Source organism: Streptomyces sp. NPDC030798 (assembly GCF_055572275.1).
Genome location: NZ_JBVIDR010000013.1, coordinates 37933 through 60383 on the forward strand (window position 1 = coordinate 37933; position 22451 = coordinate 60383).

Genomic DNA, 22451 nt, shown 5'->3' on the forward strand with positions numbered 1-22451 from the left:
GGGCAGATCCCGCACCTGTATGCCCCAGATAAAACGGTCATAAAGAGCGAGCCCCGCCAAAAGGCGGGGCAATTGTGAGCACAGCGGTACCGCTCGACCGCGTCGCGTGGTGGAGTCGGGCGATTCCTCTGCCGAACTGTTATGAACAGCGGAGCCGACCGTGTCAAAGGCCACAGCCGGCTCCGTTCCGTTTACGACAACTGCCGTAGCGCCCGTCGTATTTGGGTGCTAACGCAGCCGTGCCATCAGGGCATGCTCCACCAGCGTGATCAGCGCACTCTTAGCGTCCGCGCGGTGCCGGGCGTCGGTGGTGATGATCGGGGTGTCGGGGCCGATCTGCAGCGCCTCGCGCACCTCGTCGGGGGTGTACGGCTGCTGGCCGTCGAAGCCGTTGAGGGCGATGACGAACGGCAGACCGCTGTTCTCGAAGTAGTCCACGGCCGGGAAGCAGTCCGCGAGGCGCCGGGTGTCCACGAGCACCACCGCGCCGATCGCGCCCCGCACCAGGTCGTCCCACATGAACCAGAAGCGGTCCTGGCCCGGCGTGCCGAACAGATACAGGATCAGGTCCTGGTCCAGGGTGATACGGCCGAAGTCCATCGCCACCGTGGTGGTGGTCTTGTCCCCGGTGTGGGTGAGGTCGTCGATGCCCGCCGAGGCGGACGTCATCACGGCCTCCGTGCGCAGCGGGTTGATCTCCGAGACGGCGCCGACGAACGTGGTCTTGCCCACGCCGAAGCCGCCCGCCACCACGATCTTCGCGGAGGTGGTGGCCCGGCCCCCGTCAGAGCTTGCGAAGTCCACTGAGCACCCTTTCGAGCAGCGTCACATCCGGAGCGCCGCCGTTGTTCTCGTCGCCGCCCGGCTGGTGGATGGCGACCAGGCCGGCCTCGGCGAGGTCGGCGACCAGGATCCGGGCCACACCGAGCGGCATGGCCAGCAGCGCGGAGACCTCCGCGACCGACTTGACCTCCCGGCACAGGTGGCAGATGCGCTGGTGTTCCGGGAGCAGTCCCATCAGCGCTGCCGGGTCGGCCGTGGTGCTGATCAGTGCCTCGATGGCGAGCTGGTAGCGCGGCCGGGTCCGGCCACCGGTCATCGCGTACGGACGTACCAGCGGCTGGTCGCCCTCGTCCCCGTACGGCTCCGCGTACGGATCATGAGAGGCGGTGGGCGGGGTCATGAATCCTCCGGGCGGGACAGCAAGTCGGTCAGTCGTGCCGTCTGACGGGGCCGGTGGGGGGATTGTGGCGGCCGGACGGTGTTTTCGTGAGCTGGGTGGTGCCGGGGCCGGTCAGTGGAGCAGACTGCCCTGGAGTTCGGCGCGCAGGTCCGGGGTGAGAACCGCCCCTGCGCGGTCGACGAGCAGTGCCATCTCGTAACCGACGAGGCCGATGTCGCACTCCGGGTGGGCCAGGACCGCGAGGGACGACCCGTCCGAGACCGACATCAGGAAGAGGAAGCCGCGCTCCATCTCGACGACCGTCTGCGCCACGTTGCCGCCCTCGAAGATCCGGGACGCCCCGGCCGTCAGCGAGGTCAGCCCGGACGCGACGGCGGCGAGCTGGTCGGCGCGGTCACGCGGGAAGCCTTCGGACATCGCCAGCAGAAGGCCGTCGGCGGAGACCACCACCGTGTGCGACACCCCGGGGGTGTTGTCCACGAAGTTGGTGATCAACCAGTTCAGGTTCTGTGCCGCCTGGCTCATCGGACTCAACTAACGCTCCTGCTGGTGAGTGGGGCTCGGGAAGCTGCCGGTCTGGCCGCCGCCGGCCTGACGGCCCTGAGCGATACCCCGACGGAGATTGGTCAGCCGGCCGCGTACGTCATCGGGCGCACGGGAGACCTGCGGACCGCTCTGGTGCTGTTGCTGCTGCGCCGTGCCCGGGACGAGGTTCGCCCGGGGCACCCGACGCGGCAGGCCGGAGGTGGTGACACCGCCCGCCGCGGGCTGCCGTACGCGCTCCGCCTGCCGGACGAGTTCGTCGTTCGGCGAGGTGCGCCACGATCCGGTGGTGGAGGACCGCTGCGGACCCGTCGGCGCCTGCGGCTGCGGCGCCGGGGCCGGGACCGGGGAGGTCTCCTGGTGCCGCTCCTGCTGGCCGCCGTGGAACCAGTTGGTCTCCAGCGTGTCGTACAGCGGGGTGCGGCCGTCGCCCGGGCCGGTGGCCGGCGGCAGCGCCTCCGGCTCCTGGCGGACCGGACGCTGCTGCTGCGGCGCCGGCGGGCGCGGGGCGCCGAAGTCGGCGCGGCCGCCCGGCTGCGGACGCTCGAACCGGCCGGTGTCCGCCGGGCCCTGGCCCGGACGCCCGGGCAGCGCGTGCCGCCCGGTGGAGCTGCCGTCGAAGCCGCCGTCGTACGCCTGCGGGGCCGCGAACTGGCCCGTGCTCTGCGGGTCCTGCGGCGCGGGCGCCGGAGTGCCGAACACGTCGGAGCGGACGAACTGACCGGTCCCGCCCTGCTGGCCGAACTGGCCGGGGTCCTGCTGCGGGGCGCTCGGGCGCGGGAACTGACCCGTGGAGCCGTTGCCGCCGAGACCGAAGTCGGGGCGCGGGAACTCGCCCGTGGAGGACGGGTTCTGCCGGTCGTCGACGCGGGGTATCTCCGCGGTCGAGCCCGGGCCCTGCCGGTCGTCGACGCGCGGCATGCGCGCGGTGTGCGCCGGGTCCTGCTCGTCGTGGCCGCGCGGGGCGTCCAGCGAGGCACGCGAGAGCTGGGCGCTGTCGCTCCAGTCCGGGGTGCGTGCGGACGGGTTGCCGCCGGGCAGCTCGGCCCGCGGACCGCCACGCGGCGGAAGCTGCGGCTGACGGCCCTGGTCGGAGCCGGCGGCACCGCCGCGCGGCGCGGCCGGACCGCGGCCGCCGAAGGCGTCCTGCTGCGGCCCGCCCTGGCCCGCGGCCTGCAGACCCTGCGGGGCACCGGGCGCCTGGCCGGGGCCGCCGAAGCCGCCCGCACCGGCACCCGCCGGAGCCGGCCGGCCACCCTGCTGCGGAGCACCCGGAGTACCCGCGGCACCCGGACCCTGCGGTCCGCGCGCACCACCCGGCGCACCGGGACGGCCGTTGGGGCCCGCGCCGGGCAGCGCGGCCCGGGGACCCTGGGCGGAGCCGACCTGGCCGCGCGGGCCGGGGCCGGCAGCGAGCCGGCCGCCGCCGGCCGGGGCGCCACCGAGGGCGCCGCCCTGGCCGCCGTTGCCGCCCGCGCGGCGCGCGGCGGCGGCACCGGCCGCGGCCTGCGCGGCGGCGGGACCGCCGGTCGGCGCGGGGGCGCCGGGCTTGCCCGGAGCGGGCTTCTTGCCGCCCTGGGCGACGTCGACGGGCAGCATGACCAGCGCGGTCGTACCACCGGAGTCGGACGGGCGCAGCTGGATGCGGATGCCGTGCCGCTGGGACAGCCGGCCGACCACGAAGAGGCCCATGCGGCGGGAGACGGAGACGTCCACGGTGGGCGGCGAGGCGAGCCGCTCGTTGATCGCCGCGAGGTCCTCGGGGGAGAGGCCGATACCGGTGTCGTGGATCTCGATCAGCACACGGCCGTCGGGCAGCGCGTGACCGGTGACCTTGACCTTGGTCTGCGGCGAGGAGAAGGAGGTGGCGTTCTCGAGCAGCTCGGCGAGCAGGTGCACGAGGTCGTTGACCACGCGGCCGGCGACCTCGGTGGTCGGCACGGCGGCCAGCTCGATGCGCTCGTACTGCTCCACCTCGGAGGCGGCGGCACGGAGCACGTCGACCAGCGGGACGGGACGGGTCCACCGGCGGCCGGGCTCCTCACCGGCGAGGACGAGGAGGTTCTCGCCGTTACGGCGCATACGGGTGGCGAGGTGGTCCAGCTTGAACAGCGAGGACAGCTGGTCCGGGTCGGCCTCTCGGGACTCCAGTTCGGAGATCAGCGAGAGCTGACGCTGGATCAGACCCTGGGAGCGGCGCGAGAGGTTGGTGAACATCGCGTTGACGTTGCCCCGCAGCAGGGCCTGCTCGGCGGCGAGGCGGACCGCCTCGCGGTGCACGTCGTCGAAGGCCGCGGCCACCTGGCCGATCTCGTCCCGGGAGTGCACACCGACCGACTCCACGGAGGTGTCCACGTCCTGCGGGTCGGACTCGGAGAGCTGCTTGACCAGCTCGGGCAGACGGTCCTGGGCGACCTTGGTCGCGGTCTCCTGCAGCCGGCGCAGCGAGCGGATCATGGAGCGGGCCACGATGAACGCGCCGACCAGCGAGATGCCGAGCACCAGCAGGATCAGCGCACCGGAGATGATCGCGTCCTGCTCGGAGGACGACTTCAGCTCGCGGGCCTTCTGCTCCATGTCCTCGAGCAGCGTGTGCTCGATCTTCTGCATCTGCGTGATCTTGGTGGAGCTGTCGTCCAGCCAGTCCCGGTACGAGCGGGCCGGAAGGCTGTCGAGACCCGTCGGGGACTCCAGCACCCGCTTCGCGTACAGGTCGGCGGACTGGATGATCGGGTTGCCGTCCTCGATCGGCTGCAGCAGCTCGTCGGGGTTCTCGCTGCTGTAGATCTTCCGGAAGATCGCGATCTCGGAGTTCTCGCTCTGGTACGCCGAGTCGCCGTAGAGGCGGTCGTTGGCGGACAGATGCCCCTTGGTGGTGTTGCTGGAGGTCAGCGCGGCGGCGATGACGGCGCGCTGCACCGACGCGTACTCCTTGGCGGTGGAGAAGGCCGCCAGGGCACGGGTGCGCGAGATCATCTCCGGGTTGCTGGACGCCTCCGCCATGGACTGCGAGAGGTCGATCAGCTGGGTGATCAGGCGGTGGTACGACTCGACCGTCTGCGTCGAGTTGTTCTTCGACTCGTACGCGCTGTCGCGGATGCGGGCCAGGTCGTCGAGCTGGCCGGCGAGGCTCACGATGGTGTCGCGGACACCCTGGAGCTGGCCGCTCTTGCTCGCCGAGTCGATCTCCTCGGCGGCGTTGAGGAAGTTCTCGCGGGCCCGGTCGGTCTTGTCCTGCAGACCCTTGACCGTGTAGTCGGTCGACTTCACACCGTGGGACAGCGGGCCGGCGGACTGGTCGCGCTCGTCCTGGAGCGCCTGGGCCAGTTCGGTGGCCTGCTTGGTCATGTCCGTCAGCAGCTTCATGTTGTCGAGCTGCTGGATGTCGTTGATGTTCTGGTCGATGCGCAGCGCACCCAGCGAGGTCGCCGCCACGACGGGCAGCGCGAGCAGCGACACCAGACGCGTGGAGATGCGCCAGTTGCGCAGGGCCATGCGCGAGCCGGGGCCGCTCGGCGCCTTGGCGGGCTTCGGCGCCGGGTCCGGGTTGCCCGCGGCGCCCGGCGAGGAGGACGGGCCGAGGCGCCCGGGGCGCTCACCGCCGTCTCCGGACGGGGCCGGGCCCGGGTTCTGGGCGTGCTGGGGCGAGGAACCGCGGTCGGTCCCGCCGTGCGCCTCCGGCTCCGCCGAAGCGCTGCCATCCCTCTTGAAACGTCCCTGCACTAGCGTCGCAACCTCTGGACCAGGCGCCCCTCCGCGCGAACGGAGGGACACGGTGTCGGCGTCTTGGAGAGCGCCCTGAATTACGCCCCCCGGGTGGTCTTGAGTGACCGGCGCTGGTTCCCCCCTCTCGCCGCCACTCGGCGCTGCGTTGCGCCCCCTGCGCGCCGGCTCGATCCCGCGGCGGTCCGTGGAATTCCAGCACAGTGCAGGAACTCCAACAAGGGCCGTACCCCGAGCTGTGACCTACGTGACGCATTGTGAAGCCTGGGTCACCACCGGTGCAAGGGGATTCCGAGTAAACCGGGCATAAGCCTGCGAGTCGCCCCTCGGTGCCTCCTGTCCCAGTCGACATGATCAGGAGCGGAATGACAGCTTCAGGGAGTCAATGTCCGTTTCGCTGGGGGCGGTTGTCGGCCGGAATTGACCGGTTTGCCCCTGAGTTCGTGAGCAAACTCACATGGAGATCCTGGGGACTTCGCGCCTGCGGCGGGGAATCGGATGTTTAGCCTGACGCTTTACAGGATGGGCGACTCTGCCAACCCCGAACCGGCCCCCGACGCACAGGACTGACAACGGTGAAGACGACGATGATGTTCCGCACGATAGCCAACCCGCGGCGCACGACTCTGGCGCACCTCGAGGACGCCGAGGAACTGCAGGTGCCCGAGCTGCCGGAGCACTCCGTCGAGCTTCCCGCCCAGACGGCCAACCCCCGCCGCACCGTGCTGAACGAGATCCCGGTCGCCGCCGGGGCGCCGGCCGGCGAGTAGCCCGACGCGGGCACCGCAGCCGAGGAGCGCGGCCCGGGGATCACGCACCCGCGACGATCTTCCTGGCCGCGCTCACCTTGTGTGCGTGCAGGCTCTTCAGCCGCCGCAGCTCCGTGCGGTGCCGGGCGATCATCCCCCGCTGAATCCTGGACTCGGCCTTCAGCCACGATTCCAGGAGATTCGTCCGCTCCTTGCACGTCATGTCCGCCGTCGCGGTCCGCTTCTCCCCGGCGGTCACCGGACCGTCCGTGAACGCGGGATTCCGGAACGGGTCCAGGGGCGAGGCGTAGTCGTACCCCTTCTCCTTCATGCAGGCGGACCAGCGGGCGAACAGCGCCTTGACGCCGGGGTCCCGCATCGAGTTCCGGAAGCTGTCCGAGGAGATGGTGCTCGCCGCGGCGACGCCCGCCGGATACTCGTACGGTTTCGCGAGCTTCCGTACGGCCGAACCCAGACAGCCCGCCTCCGGAACCGCCTTCCCCCGGAACGTCACCTTTCCGCGCCCAGCGGCCGCCTTTTCCCGGTTTCCGTAGAGCACCGTGCGCCGGTCCGCGTCGAGTTTCGGCCGGTGCTCGGCCGGCTGGGGCGGCAGGTGATATCCGTAGCGTTCCGCCTCCGCGCTGTCCGATATCCCGTACCGGCGATCCGAGGTGGCGCCGGACGTGGATTTCCGCACGGGCGTGTAGGAAAGTCCGAAACGCTTCATGCAATCGCGGGCCAGTATCTGCTGCGCGTCCTCGATGACGTCGTATTCGGCCTCGCTGTAGCTGTAGGCCGCGAGAGGGAGCCGGTAGGTGTAGTCGCTGCGGGCCGGGGCGCTCGGGCTCGGCGCGGCCGCCCCCCGAAGGGGGGTCGGACCCGGCGCCGCCGACTCCTGGGAGGCGCAGCCCGCCAGGAGCGCGAGGCAGAGCGCCGGCAGCGCCAGACGCGCCGCCGCGCCGCGTCGCCGGTGGGTCAGTTCCACTTGTAGCAGTTGATCCCGCCGCGGGCGAAGGCCATGGAGGCGTTCTCGTTGTAGGTGTTGTGCAGCCGGTCGGTGCCGCTGAGCGGGGCGAAGGTGTCGCAGGCACCGGAGTAGCCGCTGTTGTAGAAGACCGTGGCGATGTTGTCGACGCTCAGGTTGTTGAACGAGGCCGCGTTGTTCTTCACCGGCTGGCCCTTGCCCGACCCGGAGGTCAGGAAGGTGTATCCGGCGAGATTGGACACGCTGCTGCCACGGAAAGCGGTGAAGGAACCGGTCAGTCCGCTGTTGTAGAAGAAGACACCGCAGTTCTTCTCGTAGTCCAGGCAGTAGGGGCCCGCGTCGGCGTGGGCGAGGGGAGCCGTGCCCAGTACCGCGGCGACGGCCGCCGGAATTGCGGCAGCGAGGGAACAGAGCTTCCGGGATGCCTTCATGAGGTCCTCTCCCCAGTGGAAAGTCGGTGTATTTCCCATCGGGATCCTAGGGTTCGGGCGTGGCCGGATCAATACCGGTTCCGGACAGAGATCATGCGGCCCGAAGCCCGGCGCCACGAGGGAAATGCCTCCGTATGCGGAGCGATCGCGCCCAATGCCCCCGGCGCCCCAAAGGGCGGAATTCTGAATTCCGCTACGACGGTTTCCGCTTCCGGAATGGGCCACCCGCCACGCCGTGCTGCCCGAACACCGGGCGGCCCGACCGGCTAACCTGGGGCGTCAGTACGCCGGTTCTAGTTGAGGGGCGCAGGATCCCGTGCGCATCGCCAGGTTCTCCATCGACGGGAACGTAGCCTTCGGCGCGGTCGAGGGCGACAAGCAGGACGAACTCGTCCTCGACATCATCAAGGGCATCCCGTTCGCGGACCACGAGCTGTCCGGTACGAAGGTGCCGCTGAGCAAGGTCAGGCTGCTCCCGCCGGTGCTCCCCAACAAGGTCGTGGCGTTCGGCCGCAACTACGCCGAGCACGCGCGCGAGCTGGGCAACGAGGTGCCCGACGCCCCGTTCGCCTTCTTCAAGCCCTCCACCTCGGTGATCGGCAGCGGCGACGAGATCCAGTACCCGCCCTTCTCCCAGGAACTGCACCACGAGGCCGAGCTGGCCGTCGTCATCGGCCGGATGTGCCGCGAGGTCCCGCGCGAGCGCGTCAAGGACGTGATCTTCGGCTACACCTGCGCCAACGACGTCACCGCCCGCGACGTGCAGCGGCGCGAGAAGCAGTGGGCCCGGGCCAAGGGCTTCGACACCTCCTGCCCGCTCGGCCCCTGGGTGGAGACCGACCTGGACCTGGACCGGGCGAACGACCTGACCGTCCAGCTCACGGTCAACGGCGAACAGCGCCAGCTCGGCCGCACGAGCGAGATGATCCACCCCATCGAGGACCTGGTCGTCAACATCTCCGAGGCGATGACCCTGCTCCCCGGCGACGTCATCCTCACCGGCACCCCCGCGGGGGTCGGCCCCCTCAACGTCGGCGACGAGGTCGCCGTCACCATCGAAGGCATCGGCACTCTCACCAACAAGGTTGTCAAGCGTGGCTAGCGCACCCGGCTCCCCCGTACGCGTCCGTTTCTGCCCCTCGCCCACCGGTAACCCCCACGTGGGCCTGGTCCGCACCGCCCTGTTCAACTGGGCGTTCGCCCGGCACCACCAGGGCACCCTGGTCTTCCGCATCGAGGACACCGACGCGGCCCGCGACTCGGAGGAGTCGTACCAGCAGCTGCTCGACGCGATGCGCTGGCTCGGCTTCGACTGGGACGAGGGTCCCGAGGTCGGCGGCCCGCACGCGCCGTACCGCCAGTCGCAGCGCATGGACATCTACCAGGACGTCGCCGCCAAGCTGCTGGACGCCGGCCACGCCTACCACTGCTACTGCTCCCAGGAGGAGCTGGACTCCCGCCGCGAGGCCGCCCGCGCCGCCGGCAGGCCGTCCGGCTACGACGGTCACTGCCGCGACCTGAGCGCCGCGCAGGTCGAGGAGTACCAGGCCCAGGGCCGCACCCCGATCGTCCGCTTCCGCATGCCGGACGAGACGATCACCTTCACCGACCTGGTCCGCGGCGAGCTGACCTTCACGCCGGAGAACGTGCCCGACTACGGCATCGTCCGCGCGAACGGCGCCCCGCTGTACACGCTGGTCAACCCGGTCGACGACGCCCTGATGGAGATCACCCACGTCCTGCGCGGCGAGGACCTGCTCTCCTCCACCCCGCGCCAGATCGCCCTGTACAAGGCGCTGACCGAACTGGGCATCGCGCAGCAGACCCCCCGGTTCGGCCACCTGCCCTACGTGATGGGCGAGGGCAACAAGAAGCTGTCCAAGCGCGACCCGCAGTCGAGCCTGAACCTCTACCGGGAGCAGGGCTTCCTGCCCGAGGGCCTGCTCAACTACCTCTCGCTGCTCGGCTGGTCGCTCTCGGCGGACCAGGACATCTTCACCATCGAGGAGATGGTGGCCGCCTTCGACATCGCCGACGTGAACCCCAACCCGGCGCGCTTCGACCTGAAGAAGTGCGAGGCGATCAACGCCGACCACATCCGGCTGCTGGAGGCGAAGGAGTTCACCGAGCGCTGCCGCCCCTGGCTGAAGGCCCCGTTCGCCCCCTGGGCGCCGGAGGACTTCGACGAGGCGAAGTGGCAGGCGATCGCGCCGCACGCGCAGACCCGGCTGAAGGTCCTGTCGGAGATCACCGCCAACGTCGACTTCCTGTTCCTGGCCGAGCCCGTCTTCGACGAGCCGTCCTGGGCGAAGGCGATGAAGGAGGGCAGCGACGCCCTCCTGCGTACGGCCCGCGAGAAGCTGGAGTCCGCGGACTGGACCTCCGCGGAGTCCCTGAAGGAGGCCGTCCTGGCCGCCGGCGAGGCCCACGGCCTCAAGCTCGGCAAGGCCCAGGCCCCGGTCCGCGTCGCCGTCACCGGCCGCACGGTCGGCCTGCCCCTCTTCGAGTCCCTGGAGGTCCTGGGCAAGGAGAAGACGCTGGCCCGCATCGACGCGGCGCTGGCGAGGCTGAGCGCGTAGCCGACACATGGGTCAGGGGCGGCATCCGGAGGCCTCCGGATGCCGCCCCTGACGCGTTGTTCACTGCGCGTCGGCTTCGTCGATCAGGTAGTGGCTTTCGTCAAAGATCCAGACCACGACGACGACCATGATCGCGCCGGCCACCACGTACTCCAGCATCACGCCAGGAGCCACATAGGCCTTGCGCAGATTGTCGTCCGGTCCCAGCGGCGCGGTCGAGGTCTTCCGGAACGGATCGCGCCCCAGTATCCGCACGGCCCTGTCCACCTGGGCTCGGCGCTCTGCGGGCAGTGCGTCGAACGTGGCACGGGCCTCGACGGTGAACTCGACGCGGTACTCGCTCATGCGGACCAATGTGCCGGCCGTTCGGCGGTACCGTCGGTGGCATGACGATCAGAGCCGTGGTCTGGGACGTCGACGACACCCTGTTCGACTACACGACCGCCGACCGTGAGGGCATGCGGGCCCATCTGGCGGTGGAAGGGCTGCTCGCCGGGTACGACAGCGCCGAGCAGGCTCTCCTGCGGTGGCGGGAGATCACCGACCTGCAGTGGGCGCGGTACGCGGCGGGGGAGTGCTCGTTCCAGGACCAGCGGCGCGACCGCGTGCGCGTGTTCCTGGGCACGGAACTGACCGACGCCGAGGCCGACGCCTGGTTCCAGCGGTACGTCGGGCACTACGAGGCCGCCTGGAGCCTCTTCCCGGACGTCCTGCCCGCCCTGGATGCCCTCTCCGCCAGCCACCGGCACGCGGTGCTGTCCAACTCGAGCCTCACCGTCCAGGAGCACAAGCTGCGCACCCTCGGCCTCCTGGACCGCTTCGAGGCCGTGCTGTGCGCCGCCGAGCTGGGCGTCTCGAAGCCGGAGCCGGGTGCCTTCCTGGCGGCGTGCGAGGCCCTTGGGCTGCCCCCGCACCAGGTGGCGTACGTCGGTGACCACCCGGAGATCGACGGGCGGGGCGCGGCGGAGGCCGGGCTGCTGTCGGTGTGGATCGACCGCGGGACGGCCTGCGCACGGGTCGCCGGGGAGGTCGTCGCGCACCGGATCTCGACCCTCGCCGAACTCCCGGCGCTCGTCCGCGCCGATACCCGTTTTGGAGCCCCGTCCACCTTCGGGTAATGTTCTTCCTGCGCCGAGGGGAGCGGGCCGAAGGCCGGTCCCGAGGAGCAAGCTAGAACGAGAACCCCGCAGGGGCTTGAGTTCCAGTGGCCTATGGTGTAATTGGCAGCACGACTGATTCTGGTTCAGTTAGTCTTGGTTCGAGTCCAGGTAGGCCAGCTCGCAGAGCTTATCTGCAAAGCCCCCGTTGTGTAGCGGCCTAGCACGCTGCCCTCTCAAGGCAGTAGCGCCGGTTCGAATCCGGTCGGGGGTACTGATCCTGACCCTGTCGGGATCGCTAGGGCCCCCGTTGTGTAGCGGCCTAGCACGCCGCCCTCTCAAGGCGGTAGCGCCGGTTCGAATCCGGTCGGGGGTACTGACTGGTCTAAACCATCATTGGTCTATGGTGTAATTGGCAGCACGACTGATTCTGGTTCAGTTAGTCTTGGTTCGAGTCCAGGTAGACCAGCTCGGACCTGCGGAAACGCAGCGTCCACGCCCCCGTTGTGTAGCGGCCTAGCACGCCGCCCTCTCAAGGCGGTAGCGCCGGTTCGAATCCGGTCGGGGGTACGCGGTTCGAAGGCCCTCCACCTCGGTGGAGGGCCTTCGGCGTGTCCGCGGCGGCTCACTCGAAGCCGTACCGCCGCGCCGACTCCTCCTCCTGCGCCAGCCGGTGCAGCGCCTGCAGCAGCGGCTCGTTGAGGATCGCCCCCAGGACCGCGAACTCGATCCGCTCCGCCTCCGACGGGTACGCCTCCAGATTGTCCAGGTCGAGGACGGCTGTCCGGTGCATCAACTCGGCGTACGGCGCGAGCTGTTCGTGTCCCCAGCCGTACCCGAGGCGGCGGAACGCGGCCACCCCGACCACGAGCGAGCGGTAGGCCGGGGAGATCGTCGCGAGGGCCTGCGCGTTCGTCCAGCCCAGCGTCTGCAGCAGCCGGTCAACCTCGCTGCGTGCGGCTTGCACGAACTCGTCGTCCTCGTCCGGTTCCGGCACCTGCGGCAGCGTCCACAGGGCCGCGCCGAGGCGGATCGTGCGGCCCAGGGAGTCGTCGTCGACATGGCCCAGCACCTCGCGGACGGTGGCCACCGGGAGCCGGCCCACCTGGATCATCGCGCGCACCAGACGCAGCCGGCGCAGATGCTCCTCGTCGTACTCCGCGGTCGTCGTGTTCACCTGGCGGCCCGGGGCCAACAGGCCTTCCCGCAGGTAGTACTTGATCGTCGCGGTCGACACACCGCTGCGTCTGCTCAGCTCGGCAAGCCGCATCCCTTGCGCTCCTCCTTGGATAACGCCACTATCCAAACACGGGTACTTGGATAGTGCCGCTCACCGATGAGGGGGAGTCATGCTCGGGAACCGGATCGTCTCGGGTCGCACCACCGCCGACGCCGAGGGTGATGTCGTGGTGCTGCTGATCGGCATGCGGGTCAACCGCTTCTGGGCGGTGCACCAGTGGGTGCCGGTGATGCTCGCGATGTTCCGCATGCTGCGCGAACTCGAGCGGGACCCAGGGCGGGGCCTGCTCGGGCGGGTGCTGCTGACGGCGTCGCCGCGGACCTACTACGTCGTGCAGTACTGGGAGTCCAAGGAGAAGCTGTACGCCTACGCCGGCGCGACCGACGCCTTCCACCACCGCGTGTGGGCGCTGATCAACCGCAGGGAGCGCGCCGGGAAGGTACGCGGGCACGTGGGCATCTGGCACGAGACGTACGTCGTGCCCGAGGGGTCGTACGAGACGATCTACGGCGACATGCCGGCGTTCGGCCTGGCCGCCGCGCACGGTCAGGTCCCGCTGGAGCGGCGGGGACGCTACGCGAAGGACCGCTTCGCCCACCGGTCGGGAAAGGGCGCGGGGGCCTAGGTCCTCTCGTTCGGAGCATGCCGGGCTCGATCCCGACGAAAGACCCTGGCCGGGCCGGCCCTCGTCGCGGCCGAGGCCGTCGGGCTCGCAGGGGTCCCAGCGGTGGGCCGGCTCCTCGGGGCGCCTCAGCAGGACTCCTCCCCGGTCATGCGGTCGAGCGGGTCGGCATCTCTCCACGCGGACGGCCGTCGCACCAGACATGACCTGCACCGGGGAGAACCTCCGGGTGGACGCCGGGCAGGAAGCCCGCCACGTCGTGGTCCGCCCGGCCGGCCGGCCGGGCGCGCAGTTCCCTCGCGCCGCTCCCGGGATCGAGGGCCCCGCTGCGAGGGAGGAGCCTGCCGCGGCGTTGGGGCGGGCTCTTCCCCGTTCGGGGCCCTGTGCGGGCTCAGCCCGAGCGGCGCAGGGCCTCCGAGAGGCGGGCGGCCGCGTCGATGACCGCCTGGGCGTGCATGCGGCCCGGGTGGCGGGTCAGGCGCTCGATGGGGCCGGAGACCGAGACGGCGGCCACCACGCGGTTGGAGGGGCCGCGCACGGGCGCCGAGACGGACGCCACGCCCGGCTCGCGCTCGCCGATGGACTGGGCCCAGCCCCGCCGCCGTACGCCCGACAGGGCCGTCGCCGTGAAGCGGGCGCCCTGCAGGCCGCGGTGCAGCCGCTCGGGCTCCTCCCAGGCCATCAGGATCTGCGCCGAGGAGCCGGCCTTCATGGTCAGCGTGGAGCCCACCGGGACCGTGTCCCGCAGGCCGGACAGGCGCTCCGCCGCGGCGACGCAGATGCGCATGTCGCCCTGGCGCCGGTAGAGCTGCGCGCTCTCGCCCGTCACGTCACGGAGGTGGGTCAGCACCGGGCCCGCCGTGGCGAGCAGGCGGTCCTCGCCGGCCGCCGCTGCCAGTTCTGCCAGCCGGGGACCGAGAATGAACCGGCCCTGCATGTCGCGTGCCACCATGCGGTGGTGTTCCAGGGCCACGGCCAGGCGGTGGGCCGTGGGTCGTGCCAGTCCGGTCGCGCCGACCAGACCCGCGAGGGTGGCCGGACCGGACTCCAGAGCGCTCAGGACGAGGGCCGCCTTGTCCAGAACGCCGACGCCGCTACTGTTGTCCATGCAACGATACTCACGTCTCACTCTGTGAAACGCAAGTTCAATTTTCCGTGGAACGCGCCACCCTGGAATCACACAGCGGCCCGAAGACCAACGGGCCCGGCGGCGGACGCCCGGAATCACGACTTCAGGGGCCCACACAGGGCAGTCGCCGCATCCTCAAGATCTCTAGTTGGGCCGGTGGACGTTTGCCGGCCGGAGGGAAAGCGATGGGTAGGACACTCGCGGAGAAGGTCTGGGACGACCATGTCGTCCGGCGCGCCGAGGGCGAGCCCGACCTCCTCTACATCGATCTGCACCTGCTGCACGAGGTGACCAGCCCGCAGGCCTTCGACGGGCTGCGCAAGGGCGGTCGCCAGGTGCGCCGCCTCGACCTCACCATCGCGACCGAGGACCACAACACCCCGACCCTCGACATCGACAAGCCCATCGCCGACCCGGTCTCCCGCGCACAGCTCGAGACGCTGCGCAAGAACTGCGCAGAGTTCGGCGTCCGGCTGCACCCGCTGGGCGACGTCGAGCAGGGCGTCGTGCACGTCGTCGGCCCCCAGCTCGGTCTGACCCAGCCCGGCACCACCGTGGTCTGCGGCGACTCCCACACCTCCACGCACGGCGCCTTCGGCGCGCTGGCGTTCGGCATCGGCACCTCGCAGGTCGAGCACGTGCTGGCCACCCAGACGCTGCCGCTGGCCCGCCCGAAGACCATGGCGATCACGGTCGACGGCGAGCTGCCCGAGGGCGTCACCGCCAAGGACCTGATCCTGGCGATCATCGCCAGGATCGGTACCGGCGGCGGCCAGGGCTACATCCTGGAGTACCGCGGCTCCGCCATCGAGAAGCTCTCGATGGAGGCCCGGATGACCATCTGCAACATGTCGATCGAGGCCGGTGCCCGCGCGGGCATGATCGCCCCCGACGAGACCACCTTCGCGTACCTGAAGGGCCGCCCGCACGCCCCCGAGGGCGCCGACTGGGACGCCGCGGTGGAGTACTGGAAGACGCTGCGCACGGACGAGGACGCCGTCTTCGACGCCGAGGTCGTCATCAACGCCGGCGAGCTGTCGCCGTTCGTCACCTGGGGCACCAACCCCGGCCAGGGCGCGCCGCTTTCGGCGTCCGTCCCCGACCCGGCTTCGTACGAAGACGCTTCGGAGCGCCTCGCCGCCGAAAAGGCCCTGGAGTACATGGGGTTGGAGGCCGGACAGCCGCTGCGCTCCATCAAGGTGGACACCGTCTTCGTAGGCTCCTGCACCAACGGCCGCATCGAGGACCTGCGCGCCGCCGCCGACCTGCTGCGGGGCCGCAAAGTCGCCGACGGCGTACGGATGCTGGTCGTCCCCGGCTCCGCGCGCGTGGGTCTGCAGGCCGTCTCCGAGGGCCTGGACGTGGTCTTCAAGGAGGCCGGCGCCGAATGGCGGCACGCGGGCTGCTCGATGTGCCTCGGCATGAACCCCGACCAGCTGGCCCCGGGTGAGCGTTCCGCCTCCACCTCCAACCGCAACTTCGAGGGCCGGCAGGGCAAGGGCGGCCGGACGCACCTGGTGTCGCCGCAGGTCGCGGCCGCGACCGCCGTCCTGGGCCACCTGGCCTCGCCCGCCGACCTGTCCGACGCCCCCGTGCCCGCTGGAGTCTGAGAATCATGGAAGCCTTCACCACCCACACCGGCCGGGCCGTTCCGCTGCGCCGCAGCAACGTCGACACCGACCAGATCATCCCTGCTCACTGGCTCAAGAAGGTGACCCGGGACGGGTTCGAGGACGGGCTGTTCGAGGCCTGGCGCAAGGACCCCGAGTTCGTGCTCAACCGCCCTGAGCGGCAGGGTGCGACCGTCCTGGTGGCCGGCCCCGACTTCGGCACCGGCTCCTCGCGCGAGCACGCCGTCTGGGCGCTGCAGAACTACGGCTTCAAGGCCGTGATCTCTTCCCGCTTCGCGGACATCTTCCGGGGCAACTCGCTGAAGAACGGCCTGCTCACCGTGGTGCTCGACCAGAAGGTCGTGGACGCGCTGTGGGAGCTGACGGAGGCCGACCCGCAGGCGGAGATCACCGTGGACCTCGAGGCCCGCGAGGTGCGCGCCGAGGGCATCACCGCCGCCTTCGAACTGGACGAGAACTCCCGCTGGCGGCTGCTGAACGGGCTGGACGACATCTCCATCACCCTGCAGAACGAGGCCGACATCGCCGCCTACGAGGGCAAGCGGCCCTCCTTCAAGCCGCGCACGCTCCAGGTCTGAACCAAGTGAGCGGCCCCTGAGCGGGTCGGGTTTCGGCCACCCGGCGTCCCCCCTGTACCCCCGATCGCCACGATCGGGGGTACAGCCATGTCTGCACCCGAACGGCCCCCTCCCGGCGCCGGAGCGACTCTCAACTCGCCACGTTACGGCGGGGATTGGTGGGGTACGCGCCCTGTGGGACCGAGGCTGCGGCGAGGGTCGACAGGGCTGTCAGGGGCGGCAGTTGCCCCCTGAGCAGGCGACAACTCGCCCCAGATGGCACAATCTGTGCATGGAACACGACGGCCAACTCGAGCTCTACGCGGCGGTCGCGGACCAACTCAAGGAAGCGCACTCCCGGGTGCGCGCACTGCAAGTCCCGGAGGGCGTACGGATGGCGCTGACCCGGAAGCTGCTGGTCATTACGGCCGCGGCCAAGCACGATCCCGCCGCTGCGGCAAGGCGACTCGAGCGGTTCATGACGGACCTCGACGAGGGTCGGATCCCCGAAGAGGACTGCTGAACAGCCCGAGACAACCGAGTCCGTTGCGGCACAAGGGTGATTAGCCCGTTTCGTGTTTGATTTGCGGTATATATCTGCCTAACGTGCGAAAAAGCTTGAACACTTTCGTTCTGGCGATGTCTCCGAAGGGGAAGACGTGAACAAGGCGCAGCTCGTAGAAGCGATTGCCGACAAGGTGGGTGGCCGCCAGCAGGCCGCCGACGCTGTCGATCATGTCCTGGACGCCATCGTCCGCGCGGTCGTCGCGGGCGAGCGGGTCTCGGTCACCGGCTTCGGGTCCTTCGAGAAGGTGGACCGCCCCGCGCGTTACGCCCGCAACCCTCAGACGGGCGAGCGGGTTCGGGTCAAGAAGACCTCCGTGCCGCGCTTCCGTGCCGGTCAGGGCTTCAAGGACCTGGTGAGCGGCTCGAAGAAGCTGCCGCGCGGCGGTGAGGTGTCGGTCAAGAAGGCGCCCAAGGGCAGCCTGTCCGGCCCGCCGGCCACGATCGCGAAGGCCGCGGGCAAGAAGGCCGCCGCCAAGAAGACGACCGCGGCGGCGAAGAAGACCACCGCGAAGAAGACGACGGCCAAGAAGACGACCGCGGCGGCGAAGAAGACCACCGCGAAGAAGACGGCGGGCACCTCGGCCGCCGCCAAGAAGACCTCCGCGACCAAGGCCACCGCCAAGAAGACCACGGCGAAGAAGGCTCCGGCCAAGAAGGTCACCGCCAAGAAGGCCCCGGCGAAGAAGTCGACGGCCCGCAAGACCACCGCCAAGAAGACCACCGCCCGCAAGGCGACGTCGTAAGGCCGCACAGCACTCAACGCGCCGGGCCGGACTCCCCTGGGGAGCCCGGCCCGCGGCGTGTGTGGCCTGAGCGGCTAGAGCGTCTGCAGGGTCACGAGCGTGATGCGCAGCGCCTGCTTCTCGCCTTCCGTCCCGCCCTCCGTCTCGATCCGAACCCGCTGCCCGGGCCGCAACAGCCGCAGGCCTCCGGCATCGAAGGCCGCCGCGTCGAACGGCACGGGGGTGCCGTCGTCGAGCAGCACCTGGCCGCTGCGGGTGTGGGGGTCGTAGGTGTACGCGGTCGCCTGCATGCCGGCCAGCCTAATGCCGGCCGGGGGATCGCGCCGTGGGGCGTCGGGTGCGATCCCGCCTGGCACCGCACTCCTTCAGGGCGGCACGCACCCGCGGGACGGGCGGTTCACGTCCCCGGGATCAGCAACCCCGCCGAGACAGCCGCCGTATGAGGCCCCACCCCCAGTGCCAGGGCCGCGCGCAGATCCGCCCCGGTGTCCACGTCCTGCCGGACGGAATTCACCTCCGCCGGCTCCAGTTCCGCGGCGCCGGAGGCCCGGTGCCGGGCGCGGGAATCGACACCGAACTCCGGCCGCAATTCACGTCCCGGTCCCGAGGCCAGCAATGTCGTCCCCACTCCCGCCGCATCCGCGAGAAACGCCCGCGGGAATTCCGCCGCCGCGTCCAGCACCACCGCGAGTTCCGCCGCCCGCAACGCCGGCAGATCGGCGTTCAGGGCCGCGACCGGCGCAGCCGGCCGCCGCAGCCGTACGACGCCCGCGCCGTGCGCGAGAGCCGCGTTCAGGCCGCTTCCCGGAGTGTCGGGGACGATCCGGGCACCCAGCGCCGCCAGCTCCCGCCGGGCCACGGTGTCGTCCGTGACGACCGCCACATCCGCCACCGCGGGACACGCCAGCGCCGCGGCCACCGTGTCCTGTGCGAACGCGAGGGCCAGCCCCGGGCGCACCCCGTCGGCCGCGGTGTCCGACAGCCTGCTCTTGGCCCGTGCCAGAGGCTTCAGCGGGATGACCAAGGTCCACTGCACCGGCGTACCGCCCCTCTCTTGTCGCGCTCATTGTCACCCGGGGGATCGGGCGCGCCGGGAGCCGGGGCGTACGGTGTTCTCGACAGACCGGCGCCCCGGGGCGACACTTGTGCGGCCCCCGGCCCAGGTGGCAGTCCTGACAGGCCCTAGAAGGAAGGTGTCCGCGTGCCCCGCCGCAGAATCGGCTTCTGGTACCGCTTCGCCGCGGTGATCTGCAAACCGCCGCTGGTGGCTTTGATCAAGCGGGACTGGCGTGGAATGGAGCACATTCCGGCCGAGGGCGGATTTATCACCGCGGTGAACCACAATTCCCATGTGGACCCCTTCGCGTACGCGCACTATCAGTACAACACCGGACGGGTGCCGCGTTTCCTCGCGAAGAGCGGGCTTTTCAAAAAGGGATTCGTCGGAGCCGCCATGCGCGGTACCGGGCAGATCCCCGTCTACCGCGAGAGCACGGACGCGCTCAGCGCCTTCCGCGCCGCCATCGACGCCGTGGAGCGCGGCGAGTGCGTCGCCTTCTACCCCGAGGGCACCCTCACCCGCGACCCGGACGGCTGGCCGATGACCGCCAAGACCGGCGCCGCGCGCGTGGCCCTGCAGACCAAGTGCCCGGTGATCCCCGTCGCCCAGTGGGGCTGCAACGAACTGCTGCCGCCCTACGCCAAGAAGCCCCACCTCTTCCCGCGCAAGACGCACCACGTCCTCGCGGGCCCGCCCGTGGACCTCTCCCGCTTCTACGACAAGGAGATGACCGCCGACCTCCTCAAGGAGGCCACCGAGGTCATCATGGCGGCCATCACCCGCCAGCTCGAGGAGATCCGCGGCGAGAAGGCCCCCGAGACGCCCTACGACCCGCGCCGCGAGCGGATCGAGCAGCGCCGCAAGACCCGCGCGCAGACCGAGCGGAACGCGGTGCCCGCCGCCGAAGCCCCCTCGGGGTCCCCCGCCGAGTCGTCGCCCCCCGCGGCCCCGGCAACAGCCGCGCAGACGCCGGGTGCGCAAGTCGCCGCGGCGGTCGGTGCCGAAGCCGCCGCACAGCCCGCCGCTGCGGCAGCAGCCGCAAAGGGCGCCGGACCGGAGGCAGCCGTGCAGGACGCTGCCCCGGCAACTGCCGCACAGCCCGCCGTCCCGGCAGCCGCACCTTCCGCCGCCCCGGCAACAGCCGCGAAGACGCCGGGTGCGCAGGTCGCCGCGGCGGTCGGTGCCGAAGCCGCCGCACAGCCCGCCGGACCGGAGGCAGCCGTGCAGGACGCCGCTCGGGCAGTCGCCGCGACGCCCGCCGATCCGGAAGCCGCCGCGAAGGTGTCCCTCGCGGAAGCGGCTGTCGAAGCGGCGCACGTCAAGACAGCCGCACAGGCGGCCCGGGAAGTCTCGCGGAGCGGCACCGAGGAGGAGAGCGGCAAGTGAGCAAGCCTGTCCGGGCCGCCGTCATGGGCACCGGTTCCTGGGGCACCGCCTTCGGCATGGTCCTCGCCGACGCCGGCTGCCAGGTGACCCTGTGGGCCCGCCGCCCCGAGCTGGCCGAGGCGGTCAACTCCACGCGCACCAACCCCGACTATCTGCCCGGCGTGGAACTCCCGGAGAACCTGCGCGCCACCGCCGACCCCGCCGAGGCCCTGCGCGACGCGGACTTCACCGTCCTCGCCATCCCCTCCCAGACCCTGCGCGCCAACCTCGCCGAGTGGACCCCGCTGCTCGCGCCCGGCACGGTGCTCGTCTCCCTGATGAAGGGCGTCGAACTGGGCTCCACCATGCGGATGAGCGAGGTCGTCGACGACGTCGCCAAGGTCGGCCCCGACCGCATCGCCGTCGTCACCGGGCCCAACCTGGCCCGCGAGATCGCCGCCCGCATGCCCGCCGCCGCCGTCGTGGCCTGCACCGACGAAGTGGTCGCCCAGCGGCTCCAGGCCGCCTGCCACACCCCGTACTTCCGGCCGTACACCAACACCGACGTGGTCGGCTGCGAACTCGGCGGCGCGGTCAAGAACGTCATCGGCCTCGCGGTGGGCATCGCCGACGGCATGGGCCTCGGTGACAACGCCAAGGGCTCGCTCATCACCCGCGGCCTCGCCGAGACCACCCGGCTCGGCATGGCCCTCGGCGCCGACCCGCTGACCTTCTCCGGACTCGCCGGTCTGGGCGACCTGGTGGCCACCTGCTCCTCGCCGCTGTCCCGCAACCACACCTTCGGCACCAACCTCGGCAAGGGCATGACCCTGGAGGAGACCATCGCGGTCACCCGGCAGACCGCCGAGGGCGTCAAGTCCTGCGAGTCCGTGGCGGATCTGGCGCGCCGGCACGGCGTCGAGATGCCCATCACCGAGACGGTCGTCGACATCGTGCACGAGGGCAAGCCTCCGGTGGTCGCCCTCAAGGAGCTGATGTCGCGCAGTGCGAAGCCGGAGCGACGCTGAGCGACCCCCTGCGTCGACGCTGTCTTGGGGCTCTACCACCGGGTACGCTCATCGCGATATGAGCACCGAGAACCTCCCCCAGAGCCCTGAGCAGCCGTCCCGCAAGCCACGCGTGGCCGTCGTGTTCGGCGGGCGCAGCTCCGAACACGGGATCTCCGTGGTCACCGCCGGCGCCGTCCTCAAGGCCATCGACCGGTCGAAGTACGACGTCCTGCCGATCGGCATCACCACGGACGGCCGGTGGGCCCTGACGGCCGACGAGCCGGAGCGCATGGCCATCTCCGACCGCCGCACCCCGAGCGTGGCGGACCTGGCGGAGTCCGGCGAGGGCGGCGTGGTGCTCCCCGTCGACCCGGCCAGCCGCGAGGTCGTCTACAGCGAGCCCGGCTCGGTGCCCAAGGCCCTCGGCGAGGTCGACGTCGTCTTCCCGGTGCTGCACGGCCCGTACGGCGAGGACGGCACCCTGCAGGGCCTGCTGGAGCTGTCCGGAGTGCCCTACGTCGGCTCGGGTGTGCTCGCCTCGGCCGTCGGCCAGGACAAGGAGTACATGAAGCGGGTGTTCACCTCCTTCGGGCTCAAGGTGGGCCCGTACGTGGTGATCCGGCCGCGCGAGTGGGAGCGCGACGAGTCCGCCGCCCGCAAGAAGATCGTCGACTTCGCCGGCGAGCACGGCTGGCCGCTGTTCGTGAAGCCCGCGCGCGCGGGCTCCTCCATCGGCATCACCAAGGTCGACGACCTGTCCGGCCTGGACGAGGCGATCGCCGAGGCGCAGGCGCACGACCCGAAGATCCTCGTCGAGGCCGCCGTGCGCGGGCGCGAGATCGAGTGCGGGGTACTGGAGTTCGAGGACGGGCCGCGCGCCTCCGTCCCGGCCGAGATCCCGCCGCCGGACGCGCACGCGTACTACGACTTCGAGGCCAAGTACATCGACTCCACGCCCGGCATCGTCCCGGCCCCGCTCACCGACGAGGAGACCGCCGAGGTGCGGCGGCTCGCGGTCGAGGCGTTCGAGGCGGCGTCCTGCGAGGGCCTGGTCCGCGCGGACTTCTTCCTCACGGAGGACGGCGAGTTCGTCATCAACGAGATCAACACCATGCCCGGCTTCACGCCGATCTCGATGTACCCGCAGATGTGGCAGGCCACCGGCATCAGCTACCCGGAACTGGTGGACCGCCTGGTCCAGGCCGCACTGCGCCGCTCCACCGGGCTGCGCTGAGCA

Annotated in this window: 22 protein-coding genes, 5 tRNA genes and 1 pseudogene; 17 read left to right on the forward strand and 11 right to left on the reverse strand. The window is 70.8% G+C overall.

Going from position 1 to position 22451, the window contains the following annotated elements; all coding sequences use genetic code 11:
- Nucleotides 1–228: 228 nt before the first annotated feature.
- From ACZ404_RS27305 to ACZ404_RS27320, 4 genes are all read right to left on the reverse strand, one after another.
- Entirely contained in the window at nucleotides 229–804 is a 576-nt protein-coding gene (locus ACZ404_RS27305; RefSeq protein ID WP_385839768.1) for a GTP-binding protein, read from the reverse strand.
- Entirely contained in the window at nucleotides 785–1183 is a 399-nt protein-coding gene (locus ACZ404_RS27310; RefSeq protein WP_019058642.1) for a DUF742 domain-containing protein, read from the reverse strand. Before ACZ404_RS27310 ends, ACZ404_RS27305 begins: the two co-directional genes overlap by 20 nt.
- 111 nt (nucleotides 1184–1294) lie before the next feature.
- Nucleotides 1295–1708, reverse strand: coding sequence for a roadblock/LC7 domain-containing protein (locus ACZ404_RS27315; RefSeq protein ID WP_003973453.1), 414 nt, complete (start codon nucleotides 1706–1708; stop codon nucleotides 1295–1297).
- Nucleotides 1709–1717: 9 nt separating this feature from the next.
- On the reverse strand, nucleotides 1718–5449 hold the full coding sequence (locus ACZ404_RS27320) for a sensor histidine kinase (protein WP_468444320.1): 3732 nt from the start codon (nucleotides 5447–5449) through the stop codon (nucleotides 1718–1720).
- A gap of 575 nt (nucleotides 5450–6024) precedes the next feature.
- Here ACZ404_RS27320 and ACZ404_RS27325 point away from each other — a divergent pair.
- Nucleotides 6025–6219, forward strand: a complete 195-nt coding sequence (locus tag ACZ404_RS27325) for a hypothetical protein (RefSeq protein ID WP_468444322.1) — start codon at nucleotides 6025–6027, stop codon at nucleotides 6217–6219.
- 40 nt (nucleotides 6220–6259) lie between these two features.
- Here ACZ404_RS27325 and ACZ404_RS27330 read toward each other — a convergent pair whose 3' ends face one another.
- Nucleotides 6260–7183 (reverse strand): hypothetical protein, encoded by a 924-nt coding sequence (locus ACZ404_RS27330; RefSeq protein ID WP_468444324.1) that lies wholly within the window; start codon nucleotides 7181–7183, stop codon nucleotides 6260–6262.
- Nucleotides 7174–7614, reverse strand: a complete 441-nt coding sequence (locus ACZ404_RS27335; RefSeq protein ID WP_468444326.1) for a peptidase inhibitor family I36 protein — start codon at nucleotides 7612–7614, stop codon at nucleotides 7174–7176. Before ACZ404_RS27335 ends, ACZ404_RS27330 begins: the two co-directional genes overlap by 10 nt.
- 316 nt (nucleotides 7615–7930) lie before the next feature.
- Here ACZ404_RS27335 and ACZ404_RS27340 point away from each other — a divergent pair, with 316 nt between their 5' ends.
- Together ACZ404_RS27340 and gltX are read left to right on the forward strand one after the other, a co-directional pair.
- Nucleotides 7931–8716, forward strand: a complete 786-nt coding sequence (locus tag ACZ404_RS27340; protein ID WP_468444328.1) for a fumarylacetoacetate hydrolase family protein — start codon at nucleotides 7931–7933, stop codon at nucleotides 8714–8716.
- Entirely contained in the window at nucleotides 8709–10193 is a 1485-nt protein-coding gene (gltX, locus tag ACZ404_RS27345) for a glutamate--tRNA ligase (RefSeq protein ID WP_468444330.1), read from the forward strand. The genes ACZ404_RS27340 and gltX overlap by 8 nt, the downstream gene beginning before the upstream one ends.
- 60 nt (nucleotides 10194–10253) lie before the next feature.
- On the opposite strand, the gene ACZ404_RS27350 is transcribed toward gltX, so the two are convergent.
- On the reverse strand, nucleotides 10254–10538 hold the full coding sequence (locus tag ACZ404_RS27350) for a type II toxin-antitoxin system RelE family toxin (protein WP_468444332.1): 285 nt from the start codon (nucleotides 10536–10538) through the stop codon (nucleotides 10254–10256).
- A gap of 41 nt (nucleotides 10539–10579) precedes the next feature.
- Here ACZ404_RS27350 and ACZ404_RS27355 point away from each other — a divergent pair, with 41 nt between their 5' ends.
- The 6 genes from ACZ404_RS27355 to ACZ404_RS27380 all read left to right on the forward strand — a co-directional run bounded on the left by ACZ404_RS27355 (nucleotide 10580) and on the right by ACZ404_RS27380 (nucleotide 11860).
- Nucleotides 10580–11311: an HAD family hydrolase gene (locus ACZ404_RS27355; protein ID WP_468444334.1), complete on the forward strand. Its 732-nt coding sequence runs from the start codon at nucleotides 10580–10582 to the stop codon at nucleotides 11309–11311.
- 87 nt (nucleotides 11312–11398) lie between these two features.
- A tRNA-Gln gene (locus ACZ404_RS27360) sits at nucleotides 11399–11470 on the forward strand.
- A 21-nt stretch (nucleotides 11471–11491) separates the two neighbouring features.
- A tRNA-Glu gene (locus tag ACZ404_RS27365) sits at nucleotides 11492–11564 on the forward strand.
- A 29-nt stretch (nucleotides 11565–11593) separates the two neighbouring features.
- Nucleotides 11594–11666 (forward strand) — tRNA-Glu (locus ACZ404_RS27370).
- A 21-nt stretch (nucleotides 11667–11687) separates the two neighbouring features.
- A tRNA-Gln gene (locus ACZ404_RS27375) sits at nucleotides 11688–11759 on the forward strand.
- Nucleotides 11760–11787: 28 nt separating this feature from the next.
- A tRNA-Glu gene (locus tag ACZ404_RS27380) sits at nucleotides 11788–11860 on the forward strand.
- A 55-nt stretch (nucleotides 11861–11915) separates the two neighbouring features.
- Here the strand turns inward: ACZ404_RS27380 and ACZ404_RS27385 are convergent.
- Nucleotides 11916–12560: a MerR family transcriptional regulator gene (locus tag ACZ404_RS27385; RefSeq protein WP_468444336.1), complete on the reverse strand. Its 645-nt coding sequence runs from the start codon at nucleotides 12558–12560 to the stop codon at nucleotides 11916–11918.
- 79 nt (nucleotides 12561–12639) lie between these two features.
- On the opposite strand from ACZ404_RS27385, the gene ACZ404_RS27390 reads away from it, so the two are divergent.
- Nucleotides 12640–13155 (forward strand): DUF4188 domain-containing protein, encoded by a 516-nt coding sequence (locus ACZ404_RS27390; protein ID WP_468444338.1) that lies wholly within the window; start codon nucleotides 12640–12642, stop codon nucleotides 13153–13155.
- A gap of 388 nt (nucleotides 13156–13543) precedes the next feature.
- Here ACZ404_RS27390 and ndgR read toward each other — a convergent pair whose 3' ends face one another.
- Nucleotides 13544–14260, reverse strand: coding sequence for an IclR family transcriptional regulator NdgR (gene ndgR, locus ACZ404_RS27395; RefSeq protein ID WP_009320373.1), 717 nt, complete (start codon nucleotides 14258–14260; stop codon nucleotides 13544–13546).
- 206 nt (nucleotides 14261–14466) lie between these two features.
- On the opposite strand from ndgR, the gene leuC reads away from it, so the two are divergent.
- From leuC to ACZ404_RS27415, 4 genes are all read left to right on the forward strand, one after another.
- Nucleotides 14467–15891: a 3-isopropylmalate dehydratase large subunit gene (gene leuC / locus ACZ404_RS27400; protein WP_468444340.1), complete on the forward strand. Its 1425-nt coding sequence runs from the start codon at nucleotides 14467–14469 to the stop codon at nucleotides 15889–15891.
- Between the two features lie 5 nt (nucleotides 15892–15896).
- Nucleotides 15897–16490 (forward strand): 3-isopropylmalate dehydratase small subunit, encoded by a 594-nt coding sequence (gene leuD, locus ACZ404_RS27405; protein ID WP_468444342.1) that lies wholly within the window; start codon nucleotides 15897–15899, stop codon nucleotides 16488–16490.
- A 271-nt stretch (nucleotides 16491–16761) separates the two neighbouring features.
- Nucleotides 16762–16992, forward strand: coding sequence for an SCO5555 family protein (locus ACZ404_RS27410; protein WP_468444344.1), 231 nt, complete (start codon nucleotides 16762–16764; stop codon nucleotides 16990–16992).
- A gap of 136 nt (nucleotides 16993–17128) precedes the next feature.
- Complete coding sequence (locus tag ACZ404_RS27415) at nucleotides 17129–17779, forward strand: HU family DNA-binding protein (RefSeq protein ID WP_468444346.1); 651 nt, start codon at nucleotides 17129–17131, stop codon at nucleotides 17777–17779.
- A 74-nt stretch (nucleotides 17780–17853) separates the two neighbouring features.
- Here ACZ404_RS27415 and ACZ404_RS27420 read toward each other — a convergent pair whose 3' ends face one another.
- On the reverse strand, nucleotides 17854–18069 hold the full coding sequence (locus ACZ404_RS27420; protein ID WP_468444347.1) for a hypothetical protein: 216 nt from the start codon (nucleotides 18067–18069) through the stop codon (nucleotides 17854–17856).
- Nucleotides 18070–18176: 107 nt separating this feature from the next.
- Nucleotides 18177–18815: a 2-phospho-L-lactate guanylyltransferase gene (gene cofC, locus ACZ404_RS27425; RefSeq protein ID WP_468444349.1), complete on the reverse strand. Its 639-nt coding sequence runs from the start codon at nucleotides 18813–18815 to the stop codon at nucleotides 18177–18179.
- Between the two features lie 165 nt (nucleotides 18816–18980).
- Between cofC and ACZ404_RS27430 the strand changes: the two are divergent.
- The 3 genes and pseudogenes from ACZ404_RS27430 to ACZ404_RS27440 all read left to right on the forward strand — a co-directional run.
- A pseudogene (locus tag ACZ404_RS27430) lies at nucleotides 18981–19730 on the forward strand (lysophospholipid acyltransferase family protein); the annotation flags it as partial.
- A gap of 491 nt (nucleotides 19731–20221) precedes the next feature.
- Nucleotides 20222–21232, forward strand: a complete 1011-nt coding sequence (locus tag ACZ404_RS27435) for an NAD(P)H-dependent glycerol-3-phosphate dehydrogenase (protein WP_468444351.1) — start codon at nucleotides 20222–20224, stop codon at nucleotides 21230–21232.
- Nucleotides 21233–21290: 58 nt separating this feature from the next.
- Nucleotides 21291–22448, forward strand: coding sequence for a D-alanine--D-alanine ligase family protein (locus ACZ404_RS27440; RefSeq protein WP_468444353.1), 1158 nt, complete (start codon nucleotides 21291–21293; stop codon nucleotides 22446–22448).
- The last annotated feature ends 3 nt before the right edge of the window (nucleotides 22449–22451 follow it).